The sequence below is a fragment of the Bacillus sp. 3G2 genome, from assembly GCF_044324725.1.
GTDB classification, from domain to species: domain Bacteria; phylum Bacillota; class Bacilli; order Bacillales; family Bacillaceae_G; genus Bacillus_A; species Bacillus_A mobilis.
The window spans coordinates 2,085,525-2,106,527 of the sequence record NZ_CP172246.1; the positions used below are offsets into that span (position 1 = coordinate 2,085,525).

The 21,003-nt window shown below is 33.6% G+C and carries 20 protein-coding genes and 2 pseudogenes; 18 read left to right on the forward strand and 4 right to left on the reverse strand.

From position 1 onward, the window contains the following. The first annotated feature begins 1 nt into the window (after position 1). The 4 genes from eutG (at position 2) to ACHZK0_RS10650 (ending at position 3,049) form a co-directional block, all read left to right on the forward strand. A complete protein-coding gene (gene eutG, locus ACHZK0_RS10635; RefSeq protein ID WP_270341278.1) occupies positions 2 to 1,204 on the forward strand; it encodes an alcohol dehydrogenase EutG in 1,203 nt (400 codons plus the stop codon). Between the two features lie 148 nt (positions 1,205 to 1,352). Continuing rightward, positions 1,353 to 2,051: an aspartate/glutamate racemase family protein gene (locus ACHZK0_RS10640; RefSeq protein ID WP_395761523.1), complete on the forward strand. Its 699-nt coding sequence runs from the start codon at positions 1,353 to 1,355 to the stop codon at positions 2,049 to 2,051. Positions 2,052 to 2,138: 87 nt separating this feature from the next. Continuing rightward, on the forward strand, positions 2,139 to 2,612 hold the full coding sequence (locus tag ACHZK0_RS10645; protein WP_132132033.1) for an SAM-dependent methyltransferase: 474 nt from the start codon (positions 2,139 to 2,141) through the stop codon (positions 2,610 to 2,612). Then, complete coding sequence (locus ACHZK0_RS10650) at positions 2,609 to 3,049, forward strand: GNAT family N-acetyltransferase (protein ID WP_061679521.1); 441 nt, start codon at positions 2,609 to 2,611, stop codon at positions 3,047 to 3,049. The genes ACHZK0_RS10645 and ACHZK0_RS10650 overlap by 4 nt, the downstream gene beginning before the upstream one ends. Positions 3,050 to 3,106: 57 nt before the next feature. Here ACHZK0_RS10650 and ACHZK0_RS10655 read toward each other — a convergent pair whose 3' ends face one another. Both ACHZK0_RS10655 and ACHZK0_RS10660 read right to left on the reverse strand, forming a co-directional pair. Further along, positions 3,107 to 3,634 carry an HAD-IIIA family hydrolase gene (locus ACHZK0_RS10655; protein ID WP_395761524.1) on the reverse strand — a complete coding sequence of 176 codons (528 nt, stop codon included), beginning with the start codon at positions 3,632 to 3,634 and terminating at the stop codon, positions 3,107 to 3,109. Between the two features lie 30 nt (positions 3,635 to 3,664). After that, positions 3,665 to 4,096 (reverse strand): GNAT family N-acetyltransferase, encoded by a 432-nt coding sequence (locus tag ACHZK0_RS10660; RefSeq protein WP_270341237.1) that lies wholly within the window; start codon positions 4,094 to 4,096, stop codon positions 3,665 to 3,667. 153 nt (positions 4,097 to 4,249) lie between these two features. Here ACHZK0_RS10660 and ACHZK0_RS10665 point away from each other — a divergent pair, with 153 nt between their 5' ends. The 6 genes and pseudogenes from ACHZK0_RS10665 (at position 4,250) to ACHZK0_RS10690 (ending at position 8,952) form a co-directional block, all read left to right on the forward strand. Continuing rightward, positions 4,250 to 4,960 carry an ABC transporter ATP-binding protein gene (locus ACHZK0_RS10665; RefSeq protein ID WP_395761525.1) on the forward strand — a complete coding sequence of 237 codons (711 nt, stop codon included), beginning with the start codon at positions 4,250 to 4,252 and terminating at the stop codon, positions 4,958 to 4,960. Then, the gene (locus tag ACHZK0_RS10670) at positions 4,953 to 6,152 is read left to right on the forward strand and encodes an ABC transporter permease (RefSeq protein ID WP_395761526.1); all 1,200 of its coding nucleotides are present in this window, start codon (positions 4,953 to 4,955) and stop codon (positions 6,150 to 6,152) included. The genes ACHZK0_RS10665 and ACHZK0_RS10670 overlap by 8 nt, the downstream gene beginning before the upstream one ends. A gap of 283 nt (positions 6,153 to 6,435) precedes the next feature. After that, entirely contained in the window at positions 6,436 to 7,023 is a 588-nt protein-coding gene (locus ACHZK0_RS10675; RefSeq protein WP_262743420.1) for a YpjP family protein, read from the forward strand. Between the two features lie 106 nt (positions 7,024 to 7,129). Then, positions 7,130 to 7,765, forward strand: a complete 636-nt coding sequence (locus ACHZK0_RS10680) for an HAD family hydrolase (protein ID WP_262743419.1) — start codon at positions 7,130 to 7,132, stop codon at positions 7,763 to 7,765. Further along, positions 7,758 to 7,960 (forward strand): annotated as a pseudogene (locus ACHZK0_RS10685) (hypothetical protein); the annotation flags it as partial. The gene ACHZK0_RS10680 and the pseudogene ACHZK0_RS10685, both read left to right, overlap by 8 nt. Positions 7,961 to 8,022: 62 nt before the next feature. Then, the gene (locus ACHZK0_RS10690; RefSeq protein ID WP_262743418.1) at positions 8,023 to 8,952 is read left to right on the forward strand and encodes an aminoglycoside phosphotransferase family protein; all 930 of its coding nucleotides are present in this window, start codon (positions 8,023 to 8,025) and stop codon (positions 8,950 to 8,952) included. A gap of 35 nt (positions 8,953 to 8,987) precedes the next feature. On the opposite strand, the pseudogene ACHZK0_RS10695 reads toward ACHZK0_RS10690, so the two are convergent. Continuing rightward, positions 8,988 to 9,122: pseudogene (locus ACHZK0_RS10695) on the reverse strand (peptidase); the annotation flags it as partial. A 45-nt stretch (positions 9,123 to 9,167) separates the two neighbouring features. On the opposite strand from ACHZK0_RS10695, the gene ACHZK0_RS10700 reads away from it, so the two are divergent. Continuing rightward, positions 9,168 to 10,049 (forward strand): AraC family transcriptional regulator, encoded by an 882-nt coding sequence (locus ACHZK0_RS10700; protein WP_270341241.1) that lies wholly within the window; start codon positions 9,168 to 9,170, stop codon positions 10,047 to 10,049. Between the two features lie 132 nt (positions 10,050 to 10,181). Continuing rightward, a complete protein-coding gene (locus ACHZK0_RS10705; protein WP_395761527.1) occupies positions 10,182 to 11,291 on the forward strand; it encodes an alpha/beta hydrolase in 1,110 nt (369 codons plus the stop codon). Positions 11,292 to 11,342: 51 nt separating this feature from the next. Here the strand turns inward: ACHZK0_RS10705 and ACHZK0_RS10710 are convergent, their stop codons facing one another. After that, complete coding sequence (locus tag ACHZK0_RS10710) at positions 11,343 to 12,800, reverse strand: serine hydrolase (protein WP_395761528.1); 1,458 nt, start codon at positions 12,798 to 12,800, stop codon at positions 11,343 to 11,345. Between the two features lie 184 nt (positions 12,801 to 12,984). On the opposite strand from ACHZK0_RS10710, the gene ACHZK0_RS10715 reads away from it, so the two are divergent. From ACHZK0_RS10715 to ACHZK0_RS10740, 6 genes are all read left to right on the forward strand, one after another. Further along, positions 12,985 to 15,567 carry a family 78 glycoside hydrolase catalytic domain gene (locus ACHZK0_RS10715; protein ID WP_395761529.1) on the forward strand — a complete coding sequence of 861 codons (2,583 nt, stop codon included), beginning with the start codon at positions 12,985 to 12,987 and terminating at the stop codon, positions 15,565 to 15,567. A gap of 106 nt (positions 15,568 to 15,673) precedes the next feature. Next, positions 15,674 to 16,630, forward strand: coding sequence for a thymidylate synthase (locus tag ACHZK0_RS10720; RefSeq protein WP_270341247.1), 957 nt, complete (start codon positions 15,674 to 15,676; stop codon positions 16,628 to 16,630). A gap of 19 nt (positions 16,631 to 16,649) precedes the next feature. Next, complete coding sequence (locus ACHZK0_RS10725) at positions 16,650 to 17,138, forward strand: dihydrofolate reductase (RefSeq protein ID WP_076537399.1); 489 nt, start codon at positions 16,650 to 16,652, stop codon at positions 17,136 to 17,138. Between the two features lie 155 nt (positions 17,139 to 17,293). Next, entirely contained in the window at positions 17,294 to 19,279 is a 1,986-nt protein-coding gene (pbpC, locus tag ACHZK0_RS10730) for a penicillin-binding protein 3 (protein ID WP_395761530.1), read from the forward strand. A 241-nt stretch (positions 19,280 to 19,520) separates the two neighbouring features. Then, the gene (locus ACHZK0_RS10735; RefSeq protein ID WP_262742921.1) at positions 19,521 to 20,156 is read left to right on the forward strand and encodes an FMN-dependent NADH-azoreductase; all 636 of its coding nucleotides are present in this window, start codon (positions 19,521 to 19,523) and stop codon (positions 20,154 to 20,156) included. A 111-nt stretch (positions 20,157 to 20,267) separates the two neighbouring features. Further along, positions 20,268 to 20,987 carry a lysophospholipid acyltransferase family protein gene (locus tag ACHZK0_RS10740; protein WP_061679534.1) on the forward strand — a complete coding sequence of 240 codons (720 nt, stop codon included), beginning with the start codon at positions 20,268 to 20,270 and terminating at the stop codon, positions 20,985 to 20,987. Positions 20,988 to 21,003: the final 16 nt, after the last annotated feature.

Sequence of the window (21,003 nt, forward strand, 5' to 3'; positions counted from 1 at the left end):
CTTGCAAGAAGTTGCTGAGTTTCGTATGCCGAAGTCTGTATTATATGGAAGAAATTCGCTTGAAAAGCTGGGGGAACAATCTAAGAAGTTGGGGAAAAGAGCGTTTATAGTTACGGATACAATTATGGAGGATTTAGGATATGTTGAGAGGTGTATACAACAATTAAGTACGAAAGGTATAACTGTTATTACATATAATAAAGTAAATGCTGAGCCTACCAATATACACGTGTTAGAAGCGTTAACTCTTTGTAAAGAAGGAAAGTGTGATTTTATTATCGGTATTGGTGGTGGAAGTTGTATTGATGCTGCGAAAGCAGTTGCGGTGTTATATACAAATGGTGGAGAAGTGGAAGATTACGTCCAAAAGAATATGGAAATAGACAATGATCCGCTACCACTTATTGCAATCCCAACAACTTCTGGTACCGGATCGGAAGTAACAAGTGTAGCAGTAATTACGAATAAACGAACAGATGTAAAAATGATGATGAAGCATCCAAATTTCACCCCGCAAGTAGCGATTATTGATCCAATTTTAACACGTTCGGTACCACCTCATATTACAGCAGCAACAGGGATAGATGCATTATGTCATGCAGTCGAAGCATATATTTCTAAAGTTTCACAATCACTTACCGATGTACTTGCACTTTCCGCAATTGAAAGTATTATGAAATATTTACGTATTGCATATGAAGATGGAGAGAATATGGAGGCAAGAGAAGCGATGATGATTGCGTCCTTACAAGCTGGAATCGCATTTTCAAATGCATCTGTTACGCTAGTTCATGGAATGTCCAGGCCAGTAGGGGCGTTATTTCATGTACCACATGGTATATCAAATGCAATACTATTACCTACAGTTTTAGAATATACAAAAGTTAATGCAGTAAAAAGACTAGCGAAGATTGGACGTTGTTTAAATAAAGATTTGTATTCCTATTGTGATGAAGAAGTAGCCGACTACACGCTGAGGGAAATAAAAAAACTTTGTTTTGATCTTCGTATTCCAAACTTAAAAGAATACGGAATTGGTGAAGTTGAATTTGAAAAAGCCATTTCTAAAATGGCATCAGATGCAATTGAAAGTGGAAGTCCAGCAAATAATCCACGTGTGCCATCATATGATGAAATTAAACAGTTGTATCGAGGGTGTTTTCATTATCAATATGAAGATTCTATAAAAACATTAGGTAATTAATTTCAGAATATTCTTATAAAATTTCCTTGGAAATAGTTAAAACAAGACTTTATATTACAAACGTAAAGTCTTGTTTTATTATGTATAATATACATAATAAAATGTTGTGATTAGTTTTAAAAAACAGTATAAGGTGGGTGGTTGTGTAATGAAAACAATAGGTTTAATTGGTGGCATGAGCTGGGAATCAACTTCTGAATATTATCGAATCATAAATGAAGAAATAAAAGAGAGATTAGGAGGGTTACATTCAGCAAAATGTATGATTAATAGTGTGGACTTTGAAGAGATTGAACGATTCCAGTCTAACGGAGATTGGGATGGAGCAGGAGAAATATTAGGAAATGCAGCAAATTCATTACAAAAGGGAGGAGCCGATTTTATAATTATTTGCACAAATACAATGCATAAAGTAGTTGAGAAAATAAAGGAGAATATTCATATTCCAGTCTTACATATCGCTGATGCAACTGCAAAAGAAATTAAAAGGAAAGATATTCAAAAGGTTGGTTTACTTGGAACTAAATATACAATGGAGCAAGACTTTTATAAATTACGCATAGAAGAAAATCATATAAAAGTAATGGTTCCATCAAAAAAAGATAGAGATAAGGTAAACGAAGTAATATATACAGAATTATGTTTAGGAAAGATAACATCTTCATCTAGGGAGTATTATAAAAGAGTTATAGAAGAGCTAGTACAAGAAGGGGCACAAGGAATCATATTAGGTTGTACAGAAATAGGATTATTAATAAAGCAGGAAGACGTATCTATTCCGATATTTGACACAACTCATATACATGCAGTTGAAGCAGTTAATTTTGCTTTACAAACTAGATTATAATTATATTATGTAACCTGGTTCGTGTTTGTGGAAAACATTCAGAAAATATTTTATAATGTAAGTGGTTACATTTAAGGGGGAATGCGTATGTTTTCAGTTCAGCCAATCGCATTTGTACATAATGAAAGAAAGGAAATAAAAGATGATGAGTGGGGAGAAGTAAGATCTTATATTACTTTAACTGAAATATATACAGAGGAAAGTATACAAGGGATTGAAGATTTTTCTCACATTGAAGTTGTTTTTTATTTTCATAAAGTAACTGATGAACAAATTCAATATTTTGCTAGACATCCTAGAAATAATAATGATTATCCTATAGTAGGCATTTTTGCACAGCGCGGGAAAAATCGTCCGAATCGCATAGGATCTACAATTGTAAAGGTGATCAAAAGAGAAGGTAAATCAATTATTGTTGAGGGGTTAGATGCTATTGATGGCACCCCTATATTGGATATAAAGCCGATAATGAAAGAGTTTATGCCGAAAGAAGAAATTGTACAGCCTAAATGGGCAACAGATATAATGAGACAGTATTGGAAGGGGAATGGAGTAAAATGAGAATATATGAGGCAACAATTGCAGATTTAGATGGACTAGCATCAGTTTTTAATAACTATCGTATGTTTTATAGACAAGATTCCGATCTAGAAGGAGCAAAAGTATTTTTGCGAAATCGAATCGAGAGAAAAGAATCCGTTATTTTCGTAGCAGTTGAAGACGGTGAATATATTGGATTCACACAATTATATCCATCATTTTCTTCCATTTCGATGAAGGAATTATGGATATTAAATGATCTGTTTGTACAAGCCACTAAGCGCGGAGCAGGAACAGGTAAAAAATTACTAGAAGCTGCTAAAGAATTTGCCTTAGAAAATGGTGCAAAAGGTGTAAAATTACAAACAGAAATCGATAATTTATCAGCACAGCGATTATACGCTGAAAATGGTTATTTGAGAGATAATCGTTATTTCCATTATGAATTAACATTTTAAAAAAATATAAAATGAAAAGAGACATTTTCGTTGTGAAAACGTCTCTTTTCATTTGTATTATAGTTGATTTAAAACCCAATTTGTAGCATCCTCAAAGTTTTCTGCAATGTAGTTTGGCTCAATATGTGCCCATTTGTCTCGGTACGTATGTAAAGCATCATATCCAGCGCCTGTTCGAACTAATATCGTCGTCGCATGTACTGTTGCTCCTGCAACGATATCAGTCCAGCGATCACCAATTACAGCGCATTTTGTTAAATCAAGTCCATGTTTTTCGGCTGCTTGTAGCAGCATACCTGTACTTGGTTTGCGGCATTCACAACCATCACTGTGTTTATGAGGACATACGTAAATATCATCAAAGCCGAACCCTTTTAATTCTTGTGCAAAATCAGCAACAGTCGCTATCCCGTCTGCGATACCTGGCTGGTTTGTGAAAGAGAAAATTTTTATATTTTGAGCTTTTAGTTTTTGCAGAGCTGCTTTTGTAAAAGGAAATAATGTAAAAGAACCTGGATAATGTATTGTAGTGTCACCACCAATTGTACCGTCACGATCAATAAAAATAGCTTCGATGTTTGTCATATTTTTTAGTCCTTTCCATTTATAAATAGTTTAAAAATGTTTTACAAATCGATATCCATTCACTTCATATCCTAATTTTTTGTAAAAAGGATGTGCTTCTACTCTCGTAGTTCCACTAACTAGCCATGTACCAATACAATTATGTTTTTTGGCTAATTGCTCAGCGTAATCCATTAATACTTGTCCAATGCCTTTTCGTCGTATTGTAGAATCAACGCTAATAATTGAAATTTCTCCATAACGAGTTATATCTTCTAAATTTTCACGTATACGAAACCCAAGTAATCCAAATATAGTGTCTTCTTCTTCATAAACATATAAAAAATCAAAGGGACTCATTTGTACGAATTGTAATCGGTTGTTCATATCTTCATAGGAAATAGAGGAACCTTTTAATTCTTTCGTTAAAGAACAAAGTGCATCTATATCGTCTATCGTAGCTTCACGTATATGAAAGGGCATATTATCCACTCCAATAAAATGTAATCAAACATTAAGTATTCTACTAAAAAATATTTATTCCTGCTATGAAAATGAATATTTTATAATGATATATAGATAGTTATATGTTATTCTTTTCCTTGATTGTATTGGAAATGGAAAGAAGGGGAAGGTATGCTAGATGTGAATATCCGTTCTGCCGGATATGATATAGGGGAAAAGACAATTCATGATATTGCCTTTTCGATTGAAAAAGGTGAATTAGTTGCACTTATTGGTGCGAATGGTGCTGGGAAGAGTACGACGATTAAAACAATGCTCGGTTTACTTGTAAATATGAATGGTGAAATATCATTCGGTGAAAAGAAAAACCCTTATGCATATGTGCCGGAGCATCCGACATATTATGATTATTTAACGCTATGGGAACATATTGAACTATTAATGGCTGCTCGCGAGAATGAGGGAGGAAGCTGGGAAAGGAAAGCGGAAGAATTATTACATATGTTTCGAATGGATAAACATAAACATGAGTATTTATCAAAGTTTTCAAAAGGAATGAAACAAAAATCGATGCTCATTTTGGCATTTTTAACTGAACCAGATTTTTATATCATTGATGAACCTTTTATCGGCTTAGATCCAGTAGCTACGAAAGAGTTTTTAAGTTATTTATATAAAGAGAAAGAACGCGGCGCAGGAATTTTACTTTGTACGCACGTATTAGATACAGCTGAAAGAAATTGTGAGAGATTTTTACTCATTTCACAAGGTACATTAGTCGCAGATGGGCATTTAGAATCTATCCAAAAGTTAGCTGAAATGCCAGGGAGTTCATTATTAGACTGTTTTGATGTAATCGTTAGGCGTGAACAGCATGATTAAACAACAATTTTATAAAAGATTGCGCCATGAACTGGGGCTTAAATGGAAGTCCATACGTTCTATAGCTGATTGGACAGTTGCACTATATATTATTATTCCAGCACTTATATTTATAGGAATTTATTATCGTTCACTATGGATAGAAGAATTATCGATGGGGGAGACTGTTTATTTCGGATTAGGTCTACTTGTATTTTATGTGATTACATATTCAAGAGGAGTTCGCTCATTTTTTGAACAAGCGGATAGTTTGTTTTTAATTTCGTACCCCGCTCACATGCAAAAGTTAATGCAGTACGGTATGACATATACGTTTATTCGAATAGCGATAACGAATGTAGTGGTAGTAGTTGCTATGTTACCAGTTTTGATGAAAAGTATCGGAGTGACGAAGATACAAGTCGTATTATTTTGGTTATTCTTTACAGTATTTCGATTTATGTTGTCGTTATTAACGAGATTTATTCATGTACGAGTGGGGAAACGATGGCTACTCTGGATTATAAAAAATATAATATCCTCTATAAGTCTATCCTTTTTTGGATTGAGTCTGTTTCTTATTTATAAAAATCCATTTTATTCTATACTAAGTATCGGTCTAGCAGTTTTTCTAATTATCGTATTGATAAAAGAAAAACGAAATTATAAAAATTGCTTTTTTAAAGAAATTGAGAAAGAGAAAGAAGAAAGTATGCGTTGGACGAGTGGGATTATGCAAGTTGGTGGTCATACAGCTAAACCGAGTAGTTCGAATAAAAAACCGTGGATGTTTCCACGTTCTAAAAAGTTATTAGGGAAGAAAAAGGATTCTCGTATTGTTGAATCCTTTTTAAAAGAATTTTTCCGTACAAGTAGTGCACGAATATTTTATATTCAAATTGTTTGTATAAGTACTGTTAGTATTATCATGAGCCCGAGGTGGATTGCAGCTATTATTCTTGCATTTGCTTTAGTTGGAATTTCTCGTTATGCGCGCGATTATTGGAATGAATTTACGAAAAAAATGTTTCTTCATTTATATTGTGATGAAGGAAAATTACTATTGTTAAGATGGAAGGCAGATCGCTATTTATTACTTCCAGTACTACTTTTGTATGGAATAGTGATCCTTTCTCATTTTTATTTATTACCATCTGTAATTGCCGGGGTTATTTTTATAGTATGGATTGGTTGGATTGTATTTTTACCGTAGTAAAAGAGCCTAAAAACGGCTCTTTTTTTAATCTGTTACACATTGATAAAGAAAATATACTAAAACGAGTATGCTTGCGGCGGAATACATGACATCTAAAGTCATCTGATTGCCTCCTCATTGTTTTTGTATTTATATTGTATGAAATCTTACAATTTCATATTCAAGTGAAAAATATGTGAACGTTAACAAAATTGTAAAGTGCAAAAATTACAATCATTTTGTATAATAGAAGGAACAACCGTTATATAAAACATAATGAGTGAAAGGGGAGGGAACATACATGCCAAATTGGTTTAGAAAAACCTTAGTCGCATTAATTACCGTATTTACATTTGGTTTAGTGACGCCTCCTTCCATATTGCTTGATAATGCCAAAGCTGCGGACAAGCCTACGAGCACAGCTGGGCAACAAAATTTGGAGAGTACGTCCTATACATATGAAGAAACGAATGACAGGTTAACCACTGATACTTTTATTACGTACGCAATGCAAGAAGCAGAGAAGCAGTCGATGCAAAAGTTTGGTACTAAAATTGGTCCAGTAATTGAAGATGAGTTTAAAGATGTAATATTACCGAAAATTGAAGAGGCAATTGCTGAGCTTGCAAGTGATGTACCAGAGGAGTCATTACAATCATTAGCGATTTCTCAAAGACCAGCTGGCGGAAATAATGAAAAGATTTTTCATGTGTATGACACGAAATCAGGAGATGACTTATTGCGATTTCATGTAAGAAGAGATCATCCACCGCAAGATGGATACTATTTTAATTTCCATTATCATCGATTTGATGATGGGTACACAGGACACCATGAGTTAGGAAATATTTATTGGAATACGAATGTACCGCCAAAATGGCTTTCTTAAAAAGAACAAGAGAAAATCTTGTTCTTTTTTATTTTTGTAGAAGGGTAAGACAACTACGTTGTTGAATAAGATAGGTTTAGAAAAAAGAAGCAAAGGGAGTATGGGAATGCAAAAGTATATTGTTTTTGACTTTGATGGCACATTAGTAGATTCACAAAATATATTTGTACCAATTTATAATCAGCTTGCTGAAAAGCACGGGTATAAAACGGTAAGGGAAGAAGAAATTGAGTATTTACGTAAATTAACGATGACAGAGCGATGTAAACAACTCGATGTACCACTGTATAAACTACCTATATTAGCATTAGAGTTTTATAAATTGTATCAACCTGCTATAAAAGATCTTATTTTGTTCCATGGAATGAAGGATGTATTAGATGAACTACATAAAAAAGGCTACGGAATTGCAGTCATATCATCGAACTCAGAAAAGCATATTCGGGCATTTTTACACAATAATGATATAGAAAATATTCAAGAAGTGTATTGTTCAAAAAATTTGTTCGGGAAAGATAAAATGATAAAAAGGTTTTTAAAATCCAAAAAGATAACAGAGAAAGATATGTTATACGTTGGTGACGAACAGCGAGATGTAGCAGCATGTAAAAAGGCCGGGGTGAACGTAATTTGGGTATCTTGGGGGTATGATGTTATTGAAACAGTGAAAAAAGATGCACCAGATTATATGGTTAATACACCGATGGAAATTGTGCAAGTAGTACAAGGGGCGTATTCTTAATAGGAATATACTTCGAGCAGGTATTCATCATATTGAATTTTGGGTAGCAAATTAGAGGAGTCTATTTCTTTTTATGATATATTATTTCCTATAATTGGATGAAGAAAGGCAAATGTAGTATCATATAGTACGGGAGAAAGTGAAATATATTTTAAGGAAGTAGACGAGGAAATCGTAAGGACTTTAGGGCCTAGATAACAAGCTATTAATAGAGAAGTAGCGTATAGACCAAATGTAGAAATGTAAGGGGAATAAAAATGAAAACAATTACAGCATGGCAAAACAATATACAAATAATAAAAAATGCAGCGAATATTGAAGAAATTTCTAAAGGTTTCTCTCCTGATAAGAAATATATAGTTACGACAATTGATAATGAAAAATATTTGTTACGGATTGGCGATATACAAGAGTATGAAAGAAGGAAAATAGAATTTCAAATTTTAAATGAAATGGTAAAACGTAACGTACAGGCACAAAGGCCGATTGAAATAGGTACATTGGAAGAAGAAGGTGTATATAGTATTTTCTCATATATAGAAGGGGAAGATGCGAAGAAGCTATTGCCTACGTATTCACCAAAAGAACACTATGAGATTGGTATAGAGGCAGGAAAAGATTTAGCAAAAATGCATACATATGAAGCTCCTAAGGATATTCTTCCATGGTATGAAAGAGCAATGAAAAAACATCAAAAATATGTAGAGGCATATAAAACATGTGGAATAAAAATAAAAAATGATGATAAAATCATAAAGTTTATAGATGAAAATGAAAAATATTTAAAGAACCGCCCAAATCGATTTCAACACGATGATTTTCATTTAGAAAATATAATTGTGCGAGATGGGAAATATGTAGGTGTTGTTGATTTTAATGGTTATGACTGGGGTGACCCACTGCATGATTTCGTAAAGATTGCACTATTTGCAAGAGACATTAGTATTCCTTATTCAATCGGACAAATAGAAGGCTACTTTAATGGGAAAATACCAGAGGAGTTCTGGAATTTATATGCGGTATATGTTGGCATGACAGTTTTCTCATCAGTTGTCTGGTCATTACGAGCAGCACCACATATGTTAGATGATACGTTAGAACGCCTTACTATCGTTTTAGAGGATCATAAAAACTTTGAGTTGTTAAAGCCAATTTGGTTTCAACCAGAAAAGATTGATATGAAATAGAAAAGGTAGGTGTGATTCACATCTACCTTTATTTTTTACCATTCTTCGTTTTGAAGCAGTTGTAATGCTAACTTTAAATCTATATCTTCTTGTATATGTTCCGGAGTCCACGGGATATGTATATGTGGTTGTATACCAATTCCAGACATTCCTTCGCCTTTATCTATAAAGAGAAACTTGACGTCTCCATTATAATAAAAAAAGGGGGTGGGTTATTGAAAGTCAGGCAAGGTAAATATGAAGAAATAAAATTACGTGATAGAATTCCAGGAATGGTTGAATACATAGAAGATACGATGTTTCCTACTGATTTTCACTATTATATTCCTCCTCACTGGCATAGAAGTATTGAAATTAGCTTAGTAGTTAATGGAGAAGTGTTTTTGTATGTGAATGGGCAAAAAAAGAAAGTATCTGCTGGCGAATTTATTTTTGTAAATAGTGGAGATGTTCATGAATTTGAAAAAGTAGAGAATACAAGTTGTGCAGTAATGATGTTAATTATTTCGTATGAATTTCTTAAAGAGGTAAATGAAGATTTTGATAAATATAGATTCAATATAGTGGAATCCATCGTTCAGAAAACGAATCTTAGGCAAATATTTTATGAATTAAAAGAGTTAGTCATACATTCTGATGATTTAAGTTACATAAAAATTAATAGTTTAATTTATGAAATTGTTTATATTTTATTGCGATATTGCAAAGGTGGAGAGAATATAGACAATAATTTTCAACTTGGAAATAGACAGAAGGAAATGATTACGTATATTTACAAACATTATAATAAAGAACTGAAACTGAAAGATGTGGCTAAACATTTTTTTGTAAGTGAAGAACATTTTTCACGCATGTTCAAAAAATCGTTTGGATCAAATTTCACCACTTTTTTAACGAGGTATAGGCTTTATAAGGCTTATGAAGATATTATTAGAAGTACAAGTTCTGTACAAGATATAGCAGTAAAACACGGATTTCCAAATATAAAATCGTTTATTTCACAGTTTAAAGATAAATATGGATATACACCATTACAGTATAGGAAGAAATTCATATCAAAAAATGACAATAATTTAATCAAATATGAACAACAATAAAAAAACGTTCCATGTTACATTTTGTACATGGAACGTTTTTAATTTAATAATAACAGATGAAGTAAGGTTTAAAGGGGATTTATATAATCCTTAAAAATGAAAACGCTTAAAATAAGAGAGGATGAATACTGGATGACTAGAAAGTATGACTTAACCCTTTTAGAAAAAATACAAGAAAAACAAGAAAAGATTAACTTACAGGGAGCAAAAATCTTAGTAAAAAACATACCAGATTGTGATGAAAAAGGTGCTATGGATCCTCGTCTTTATAAGGATATGAAGGTTCAAATGAATGTAATGAGATTTATGCCTAAAAATATGATGAAAATGGATGCTTCTGAAAAATCAGTAAAGAATATGCGGAAACAATTTAATGCGATTAAAAGTGTTCCCATTGTCACTCAAGATATTAATATTATGCATCAAACAGTGAAAGCTGAAGATGGATTTGATACTCCGATAAGAATTTATAATAGTAGTTCAAAACGAGAGAATGCACCAATTCTATATTTTATTCATGGTGGCGGATTTATGGCGGGATCCCCAGATGTGGTTGAAGAGCTTGTGAAATTGATAGTTGAGAAAACAGATATACTAGCCGTTTCTGTTGATTATCGATTAGCTCCGGAAAATCCTTTTCCAAGTGGGCATACAGACTGTTATACCACTTTAAAGTGGATTTATGAGAATGCTGACACATTGGGCGGCGATAAGAATAATATCTTTGTTGCGGGTGATAGTGCTGGAGGTAACTTAACGCAATATTGTACGACTAAAGATATGGAAGAGGGTAGAAATCTCGTTAAAGGACAGCTACTTCTATATCCAACACTTAATATGTGTGACTTTGAAGATGAATTTTATTCTTGGAGTATAGATAAATATGAAATTGCTCCAAAGTATAAAAAAGGATTAGAAAAAATGCTTAAAATTATGCATTCAATGGTTGGAGGTATGTCGGAAGTACTTGGTACGAAAGAAATTAATTCTAAGTATTTAAGCCCATATGTTGATGTATCACCAGATTATCCAAGTACATTTATTACAGTAGGAGAGCATGATTTCCTAATGATAGAATGTTTAGCTTATGCAGCTAAATTAACTAATAGAGGAGTGGATACCGAAACAGTCCTTTATCGAGGTTTAGGACACGCTTATGGAGATAACGTAGGTGTGTATCCTCAAAGTGAAGATTTAGCAATTGAAATGGGGAATTTTATATTAAAGCATAGTGGAAAGTAGGGAGAATGATGAAAAATAGAGGGAAGCGAAAGCTTCCCTCTATTAAATTAACTATTTAATTTTTGTGAATGTAAGAGGTTGAGTACTTAGCATTGCAGGTACATGCAATTGAAGGGATGGGAATTCACCACTCACATTCATTTCATAAGCAAATAATAAATTCATTTTCATTTGGAATAAGTCAACTTTTGCAGAGAAGATGTCGTAATGATGATGCGCTAATTGAATATCCATCTCCATAAATTGTACAAATAACGAATTATCTCGTTTGTATACTTGTAATGTTCCATATGCAGGATGTTCAAACGTACCAGTATAATCCTCTAATTTGTGAGAAGGTGCAGTCCCTTTCATTTGTTCAGGAAGTGATTCAGTTGTTTCTTTCATCATTTCTTTCATTTTTTCACTATCTTCTACAGCACGTTTATGCCAATCGATAGATTCTAATTCAAGTAGTTCGTCATAAATTTGATTAGCGAGATAAGTAGGAAGTAATGTGCCTCCAGCATTCGTTAAAATGACAAGGCCTATGTTTTCATTTGGTATGAATGAAACAAGTGCTGAAAATCCATCAATATTACCGCCATGGTGAATCACCTTTTTACCACGATAAGCGCTAATAAACCAACCAAGACCGTAACTATTTAATGGAGATTCAGGAAGTGATAAAACTGGTTGATCTGGAATGGAATTATGTGGTGTATACATTTGTTGTAATAATTCTGAGGAGATTAATTCATGGTCTCCAAATTTCCCTTTGTTTAAGTGAAGAAGTACCCAATTTGCCATATCTTCAATTGTAGAATTAATACATCCAGCAGCGCCGACTGTATCGATGTTATGGAATGGAACTTCTTTTATTTCACCTTCATTTTCAACGTAAGGTAAAGCATAATCATCTGTAGTTTGTGAATCTGTAACAGAGAAATTTGTATGTCTCATATTTAAAGGATCTAAAATATGTTCTGTAGCGTATTGCTCCCACGTTTGATTTGTAATGTTTTCAACAATGTAGCTAATTGTTTCATACATTAAGTTGTTATAAAGAAATGCTGTGCGGAACGGTGCATCAAGTGGTAAATGTTTTATTTTTTCAACGAGATCTTTTCGAGATAAGGAAGAGCTATACCAAAGAGCATCATGACGACTTACTCCAGTACGATGAGCAGCTAAATCTCTTCCAGTAACTTGTGAGCTAGCAAGTAGTTCAGATAAAGAGAAGTTAGGTATATAAGACTGGACAGGAGTATCCCAATTAAACTTTTTTTGCTGCGCTAATAAGCTTAATGAAAGTGTGCCAAAAGCTTTCGTTGAGGAACCGATTGCGAACCGAGTATGCGGTGTAACAGGCTCTTTTGACTCTAAATTACGATAGCCGAAACCTTCTGAAATAATTACCTCACCATCTTTTATAACAGCTACAGCAGCGCCAGGAACCTTTAAATCCTTCATCATTTTTTCAACAGTTGTTTGCAAAGAAGATATAACAGGAGTTTCAATTTTAGACATACTTCTAACCTCCAAATATAAATTTTGTTCTACCGCACTATACTTTCGGTAATATAAAATAAAAACCTTTATAAATGTGGAAAGTTAATAATTTTGTAAGAATGAATGAAATTATTATTTATTTAGAATTTTATTTTTATTATAATTAATTTAAATTAAGATTTAGAAAAGATGGTGAAGAAGTGTGCTAACAATAAAGAGAGTACTTTGCGATAATAAAAAAAATCCGATAGGTATAGATTCAAAAGTTGTTAAAATGAGTTGGCAGCTTGAATCGAGTAACCGAAATGTAAAACAACTTTCTTATCAATTGCAGGTTGCGAAGGATAGAGATTTTGAGATTATAATTTTTGATTCGCAAAAAGTAGAAACAGATCAAAGTTTACATATACCAATCAATTCATTTTCATACAGAGCAGAGACGCGTTATTATTACCGAGTAAAGGCATGGGATAATTACGGAGAAGAATCATCTTGGTCTAAAGTAGCATTTTGGGAGACTGGGTTACAAGAGCAAGATAGTTGGAACGGAAAGTGGATTACTGCGAAAAAAGAGCGAACGCAGGTTATGTCTTTTAATAAAAATATTACTATTAAAAAAGTAGTTAAAACAGCACGTTTATATATCACAAGTTTAGGGGTATATGAGTCTTCTATAAATGGTGAGCGTATTGGAGATTGTTATTTTACTCCTGGTTGGACAAGTTATGATAAGAGAGTATTATATCAAACGTATGATATAACACATTTATTAAAGAGTGGGCAAAATGATATTTCTGTACTGGTAGGTAATGGCTGGTATAAAGGGCCGATTACGGTACATCATGTACGTAATTATTACGGGAGAAGACGAGCAATAATTGCTCAATTACATATAACGTATGAAGATGGAACGAAAGAAAAAATTGTAACGGATGAAACATGGAAGGTAACTTCAAGCCCAATTTTGTACTCAGAAATTTATGAAGGTGAAGTATACGATGCTAGGCTAGAAGAAAGTGGGCAAGAGCTAGAAGATGTTGAAGTACTTGAGCATTCTAAACAAATAATTGTTGCGCAGGAAAATAAATCAATTCGTAAAATGAAAATTATAAAACCGATTTCTATTTCAAAACTACCGAATCACGAATGGCTCATTGATATGGGGCAAAATATGGTAGGTTGGGTTCAATTTACAGTCCGTCACGTTTATATTGGCCAAAAGATAGAATTGCATCATGCTGAAATATTGAATAAAGACGGTAATTTTTACGCTGGAAACCTCCGAAAGGCAAAACAAAAAATAGTGTATATAGCAAAAGGAGAAGAAGAGGAAACGTTTGAACCTCATTTTACCTATCAAGGCTTTAGATATGTGAAAATAAGTGGATTAACCCAGCCGCCTCAAATAGCAGATTTTGAAGGAATTGTATTACATACAGATATGGGAAAAGTAACTGAATTTGAAACGTCTAATCCATTAATCAATCAACTTCATCATAATGTGGAATGGTCTCAAAGAGGGAATTTTTTTGATGTGCCAACAGATTGTCCGCAGCGAGATGATCGACTTGGATGGACAGGAGATGCACAAATGTTCATTGGGACAGCTACGCAAATTATGAATGTACAATCGTTCTTTAAAAAGTGGCTCCAAGATTTATCATTAGATCAAAATGTTAATGGAGCTGTACCTTTAGTTATTCCAGATGCTTTTGGGAAAAGAGAAGATTTTGATTTACATACTTCTGGTGGTTGGGGCGATGCAGCAATTATTTGTCCGTGGGTTCATTATTTGCATTACGGAGATGTATCAATTTTAAAAGAACAATACGACAGTATGAAGAGGTATATAGATTACATACGTTCACAAGGTGAGAACGAGTATTTATGGGATACAGGCTATCATTTAGGGGATTGGCTTGCATTAGATACGAAACCCGATGTATATGAAGGCGGAACAGACAAGTATTTTATTGCGACGGCTTTTTATGCATATTCAACAGCGCTTGTACAAAAAATTGCTGAGATTTTAGGTGAAAAAACAGATGCTACGTTTTATAAAGAATTACATGCAAATATTGTCCAAGCGTTTCAAAATGAATTCGTTACACCAAATGGTAGGTTAATTTCGAATACCCAAACAGCCCACATATTAGTACTTCTTTTTGAACTAGTGAAAGATGATGTGAAGGAGAAAGTATTTAATCGGTTAATTGAGCTTTTAAAAGAAAGTAAAAATCATTTAACAACAGGTTTTATAGGAACACCTTATTTAAATTTAATATTAAGCAAGTTTAACCGTCATGACCTTGCTTGTAAGCTTCTCTTTCATGAAGATTATCCATCTTGGTTATATCAAGTGCAAAAAGGGGCCACAACGATTTGGGAACATTGGGATGGCGTGAAAGAGGATGGAACACTTTGGAATGATAGTATGAATTCTTATAATCATTACGCATACGGTTCTATCGTCGAATGGATATATCGATATATTATTGGATTAGAAGTGGATGAAACAAAGCCTGCATATAAGCATTTTTACATACAGCCTCATTTTGATTCGAATTTAGAATGGATTAAAGTAAAACGTGAGACAGCTTATGGAGAAATTAAGATTGAGTGGCGTGTAGAAAAAGAACAAGCCTTTTTACAGACTTCTGTACCACCTAATACAAGAGCTACATTACGGATAGACGAAACGAATTGGAAAGCAGAGCGTAATATTGAAAGGGAATTAGAATCGGGCGATTATAAATTTACATTTTGTAAAAATATAAAGGGGTAGAATTCTGTTAATATAGAAATATTTTTTATTGATTAGGATGATTAAATTTACTATTTTTCATGTTATGATAAATTCCATATAAGATTGAAAGAAGGTTTTTCTACATATGAAACATGCTGAATATGAATACTTAAATTTATGCCGCCATGTAATGGAGCATGGTACGAAGAAAGAAGATCGTACAGGGACAGGCACTGTATCTGTATTTGGATATCAAATGCGTTTTGATCTAAGTAAAGGTTTTCCTTTATTAACGACAAAGAGAGTGCCGTTTCGCCTTGTAGCAAGTGAATTGCTTTGGTTTATGAAAGGTGATACAAATATTCGTTATTTATTGCAGCATAATAATAACATTTGGAATGAATGGGCATTTAAGAGCTGGGTAGAAAGTGACGAATATAATGGTCCTGATATGACTGATTTCGGTCTTCGCTCACAACAAGATGAAGAATTTAAAGTGCAATACGATGAGCAAATGGAATTGTTTAAAAAGAACGTTTTAGAAGATGATGATTTCTCAAATAAATATGGTTATTTAGGAGACGTATACGGAAAGCAGTGGCGTGCCTGGAAAACAACAGCTGGTGAGACGCTTGATCAATTAAAAGATGTAATTGAAATGATTAAAAAAACGCCGGACTCACGTCGTCTAATTGTTTCTGCTTGGAATCCTGAAGATGTACCAAGTATGGCATTACCTCCTTGTCATACGTTATTCCAATTTTATGTAGCGGATGGCAAACTTTCTTGTCAGCTATATCAAAGAAGTGGGGATATATTCCTTGGAATTCCATTTAACATTGCAAGTTACTCGCTACTAACACATTTAATTGCACATGAATGCGGACTTGAAGTAGGAGAATTTGTTCATACAATTGGAGATGCTCACATTTATACGAATCATTTTGAGCAAGTAGAAAAGCAATTGGCACGTGAACCACGTTCATTCCCTAAACTTACATTAAATCCAGATGTGAAATCTGTGTTTGATTTTGAAATGGAAGATTTAACGATTGAAGGATATGATCCACACCCAGCAATTAAAGCACCAGTTGCAGTGTAATTGTAGAGGAGATGAAAAAATGATTGTTTCATTTATGGTCGCAATGGACGAGAATCGAGTAATTGGTAAAGATAATAATTTACCTTGGCGTTTACCAAGTGAATTACAGTATGTAAAAAAAACAACGATGGGTCATCCGCTCATTATGGGAAGAAAGAACTACGAAGCGATTGGTAGACCACTGCCTGGCAGACGTAATATAATTGTAACTCGTAATGAAGGGTATCATGTTGAAGGTTGCGAAGTAGCACATTCTGTAGAAGAAGTGTTTGAACTATGTAAAAATGAAGAGGAAATTTTTATTTTTGGCGGGGCACAAATTTATGATCTCTTTTTACCTTACGTAGATAAGTTATATATAACAAAAATCCACTATGCATTTGAAGGGGATACATTCTTCCCAGAAATGGATATGACAAATTGGAAAGAAATTTTTGTAGAAAAAGGCTTAACGGATGAAAAAAATCCGTATACGTACTATTACCATGTATATGAGAAGCAACAATAATAATAAAGATTGATGTGAACATTCACATCAATCTTTTTATTTGTATTCATCAATATAAGTTTATAGATGAGATTCGATAGTGCTATAATGAAAGATAGCATGTAAAAATGCTAATATTTTCTAAAGTATTTGTATAGAAAGAGGAGGAGAATCAATTGAGAAAGATATGGGGGATTCTTTTTCTTTGCTTAACATTCATGTTAGTTGGATGTGGTAAAGAAGAAAAACCACAACAAGCATTTGATACATATGCAAAAGCATGGAATAAACAAAAATTTGCAGAAATGTATGACCAATTATCAGAAAAGGCAAAAAAAGATATTTCAAAGAAAGAATTCACTGAGAAATATGAAAAAATTTATGCTGGCATTGAAGTGAAAGATTTAAAAGTAGAAACAGGGGAAGTAAAAGAAGATAAAAAAGATGAAGGTCCTGTTCCTTTTAAAGTAAGTATGGATACAGTAGGTGGAAAAATCACTTTTGGTCATGAAGCAAAAATGGTGAAAGAAAAAGATGGAGATAAAGAATCTTGGAAAGTAGATTGGACTCCTGATTTTATATTCCCAGGTATGACGAAAGATAGTAAAGTGCGTATGCAAACGACGCAGCCGAAGCGCGGAGAAATATATGACCGTAATGGTAAATATCTTGCAGTAAATGGTAAAGCTTCTGAAATCGGATTGATTCCTGAACAGTTAGGTGATGCTGCCCCGCAAACAAAGGAAACGATAGCAAAGTTGCTAAATATGTCTGTCGAAGAAATTGATCAAAAACTAGCAGCGAAATGGGTAAAACCAAATTACCTTGTACCAATGGGAATATTGCCTGAAGGAGCAACCCAAAATACGTACATAGATTTACCTGGTGTTGCAACAAAACCAGTAAATGTTCGTTCATATCCATTAGGAGAAGCGGCAGCACATCTTACTGGTTATATCGGAAAGGTAAATGCTGAAGATTTAAAAACGCTACAAAAGAAAGGCTATCAAGCTGATGATCCAGTAGGTAAAGCTGGTTTAGAGCAAGTACTAGAAGAACAGCTACGTGGTAAAAAAGGTGGCCGTGTCTTTGTAGAAGATGCACAAGGGAAAGAAATAAAAAATTTAGCAAAAACAGATGCTGTTGATGGAGAAAATGTAACTTTAACGATTGATAGTGCTGTTCAAGAAAAAACTTATAATGAAATGAAAGGCGAGGCTGGTTCAAGTGCTGCAATTAATCCGAAAAGTGGAGAAACACTTGCACTTGTAAGTAGCCCAGCATATGATCCTAACATAATTGCAAGAGGGACATCAAAAGCACAACGCGAAGCATGGAATAATGATCCGAAGAAACCGATGACGAATCGATTTACACAATTATCAGTTCCAGGATCTGTATTTAAGCCTATTACAGCTGCAATCGGTCTTGAAACGAAAACAATTGATCCAAAAGAAGAGTTGAAAATAGAAGGATTGAAATGGACAAAAGATTCTTCTTGGGGTAATTATTATGTAACGCGTGTAAAAGATGCAAATCCGATTGATTTTGATAAAGCGATGAAATACTCGGATAATATTTATTTTGCACAAGAAGCTTTGAAAATCGGAAAAGATAAATTTATGAGTGAAGCGAAAAAATTCGGATTCGATGAGAAACTCCCAATTGAATATGGATTCCCAGCTTCTAAAATTGCAAATGATGGTATTAAAAACGATATTCAAATGGCAGACACAGGTTATGGACAAGGGCAAGTGTTAATGACGCCACTCCATCTAGCATTAACGTACGCACCAATTGTTAATGATGGAAACATACCTTCTCCATATATTATTAAAACAGATAAGCAACCAAAAGTTTGGAAAGAGAATGTCATTTCAAAAGGCAACCAGGATATTTTAAAAACTGCTATGACGAAAGTAATTAATGATCCAGATGGTACTGGGAAAATTGCTAAAATTGATGGTAAGACGCTTGCTGGAAAAACAGGTACAGCAGAATTAAAAGTATCAAAAGAGGCCGAAGGAAAAGAGCTAGGCTGGTTCGCTGCATTTGATTTAAATTCACCAGATATGGTCATTACAATGATGATTGAAGATGTAAAAGGTAGAGGCGGAAGTAACATTCCAGCTGAAAAAGTGAAAAATGTTTTTCAAAAATAATATGTAATAAAAGGCTATCTCTATCATTTGTAGAGGTAGCCTTTTTGTATGGGAAAATCATGATATCTGTATACTGAATTTTATAGAAACAAAATAAATCATTAACTTACGAAAAAAAAGTAGCTATTTTTTATTGACATCTCATATAACTTTTTGTATTATACTTACATAAGGTAAGTTATTTACTTTCGAATTATAAATCTCAAATTAAAGATAAAATGTTTAAAAGGGAGAGAATACAATGACAAAAGTACTATTTATTACAGCAAATCCAAATTCAGCAGAAGGTTCTTTCGGAATGGCAGTAGGGGAAGCTTTCATCGAAGCTTATAAAAACGAACATCCACAAGACGAAGTTGTAACAATTGATTTATTCAACACTACAGTACCAGCAATCGATGCAGATGTATTTGCTGCTTGGGGTAAATTTGCAGCAGGTGAAGGCTTTGAAACTTTAACTGAAGTTCAACAACAAAAAGTTGCAGCAATGAACACAAACTTAGAAACATTTATGCATGCAGATCGTTATGTATTCGTAACTCCAATGTGGAACTTTAGCTATCCACCAGTAGTAAAAGCATACCTAGATAACGTAGCAATTGCAGGTAAAACATTCAAGTATACTGAAAATGGTCCAGTTGGCTTATTAGAAGGCAAAAAAGCACTTCACATTCAAGCAACAGGTGGCGTTTATTCTGAAGGAGCATACGCATCTGTAGACTTCGGTCGCAATCACTTAAAAACAGTATTAGGATTCGTTGGTGTAAATGATACTGAATATATTGCAGTTGAAGGTATGAATGCAAACCCTGAAAAAGCACCAGAAATTAAAGAAGCAGCAATTGCTAATGCTCGTGAATTAGCAAAACGTTTCTAATATAGAATGTTTAAAAATGTCCAAACACCAGTTGTTTGGACATTTTTTCTTCTTTTTCCTTCGTTTGTCTAGTATAATGAAGGTCGGAATGATAATAGGTGGGGGTTCTGTATGATTCAAACGTTTTTTAAAATCTTTTATTTAATTTTAATCGTAATTGCGATTACACCGAGAATGTGGCGTCTCAAAAGACAAGTAAATACGATGTCGCCACAAGAAAAAGATAATGTTGTGTACAAAACGACAAATTGGTTTGGCAAGAAAATGGTACGTGTAGCTGGATCTACAGTTGAAGTAAAGGGACTTGAAAATGTTCCAAAAGATAAGCCGGTACTAGTTGTAAGTAATCATCAAAGTAATATGGATATTCCTGTGTTATTAGGTTACTTAAATAAACCAATTGGATTCGTTTCAAAAGCAGAGATTAAGAAGTTCCCAGTTGTACCAACTTGGATGGAACTTATGAATTGTGTATTTATGAATCGTAATGATCGCCGTCAATCTCTTCAAGCGATTAAAGATGGAATTGAACTATTAAAGAATGGACATTCTATCGTAATCTTCCCAGAAGGAACGAGAAGTAAGGGTGGCGAAATTGGAGAGTTTAAGGCTGGGAGTTTTCACCTTGCAGTAAAATCTGGTGTAGCAATCTTACCTGTAACATTAGATGGGACATATAAAATGTTTGAAGCGAATGGAAATCGTATGAAACCAGCTCATGCAACAGTAACAATTTCTAAGCCGATTACACCTGAAGAGTATGCGAATATGGATATTAAAGAGTTAACGAAGCATACACAGGATGTTATTGCATCACAATTACATAATTAATAAAAAAGGTTTCAGC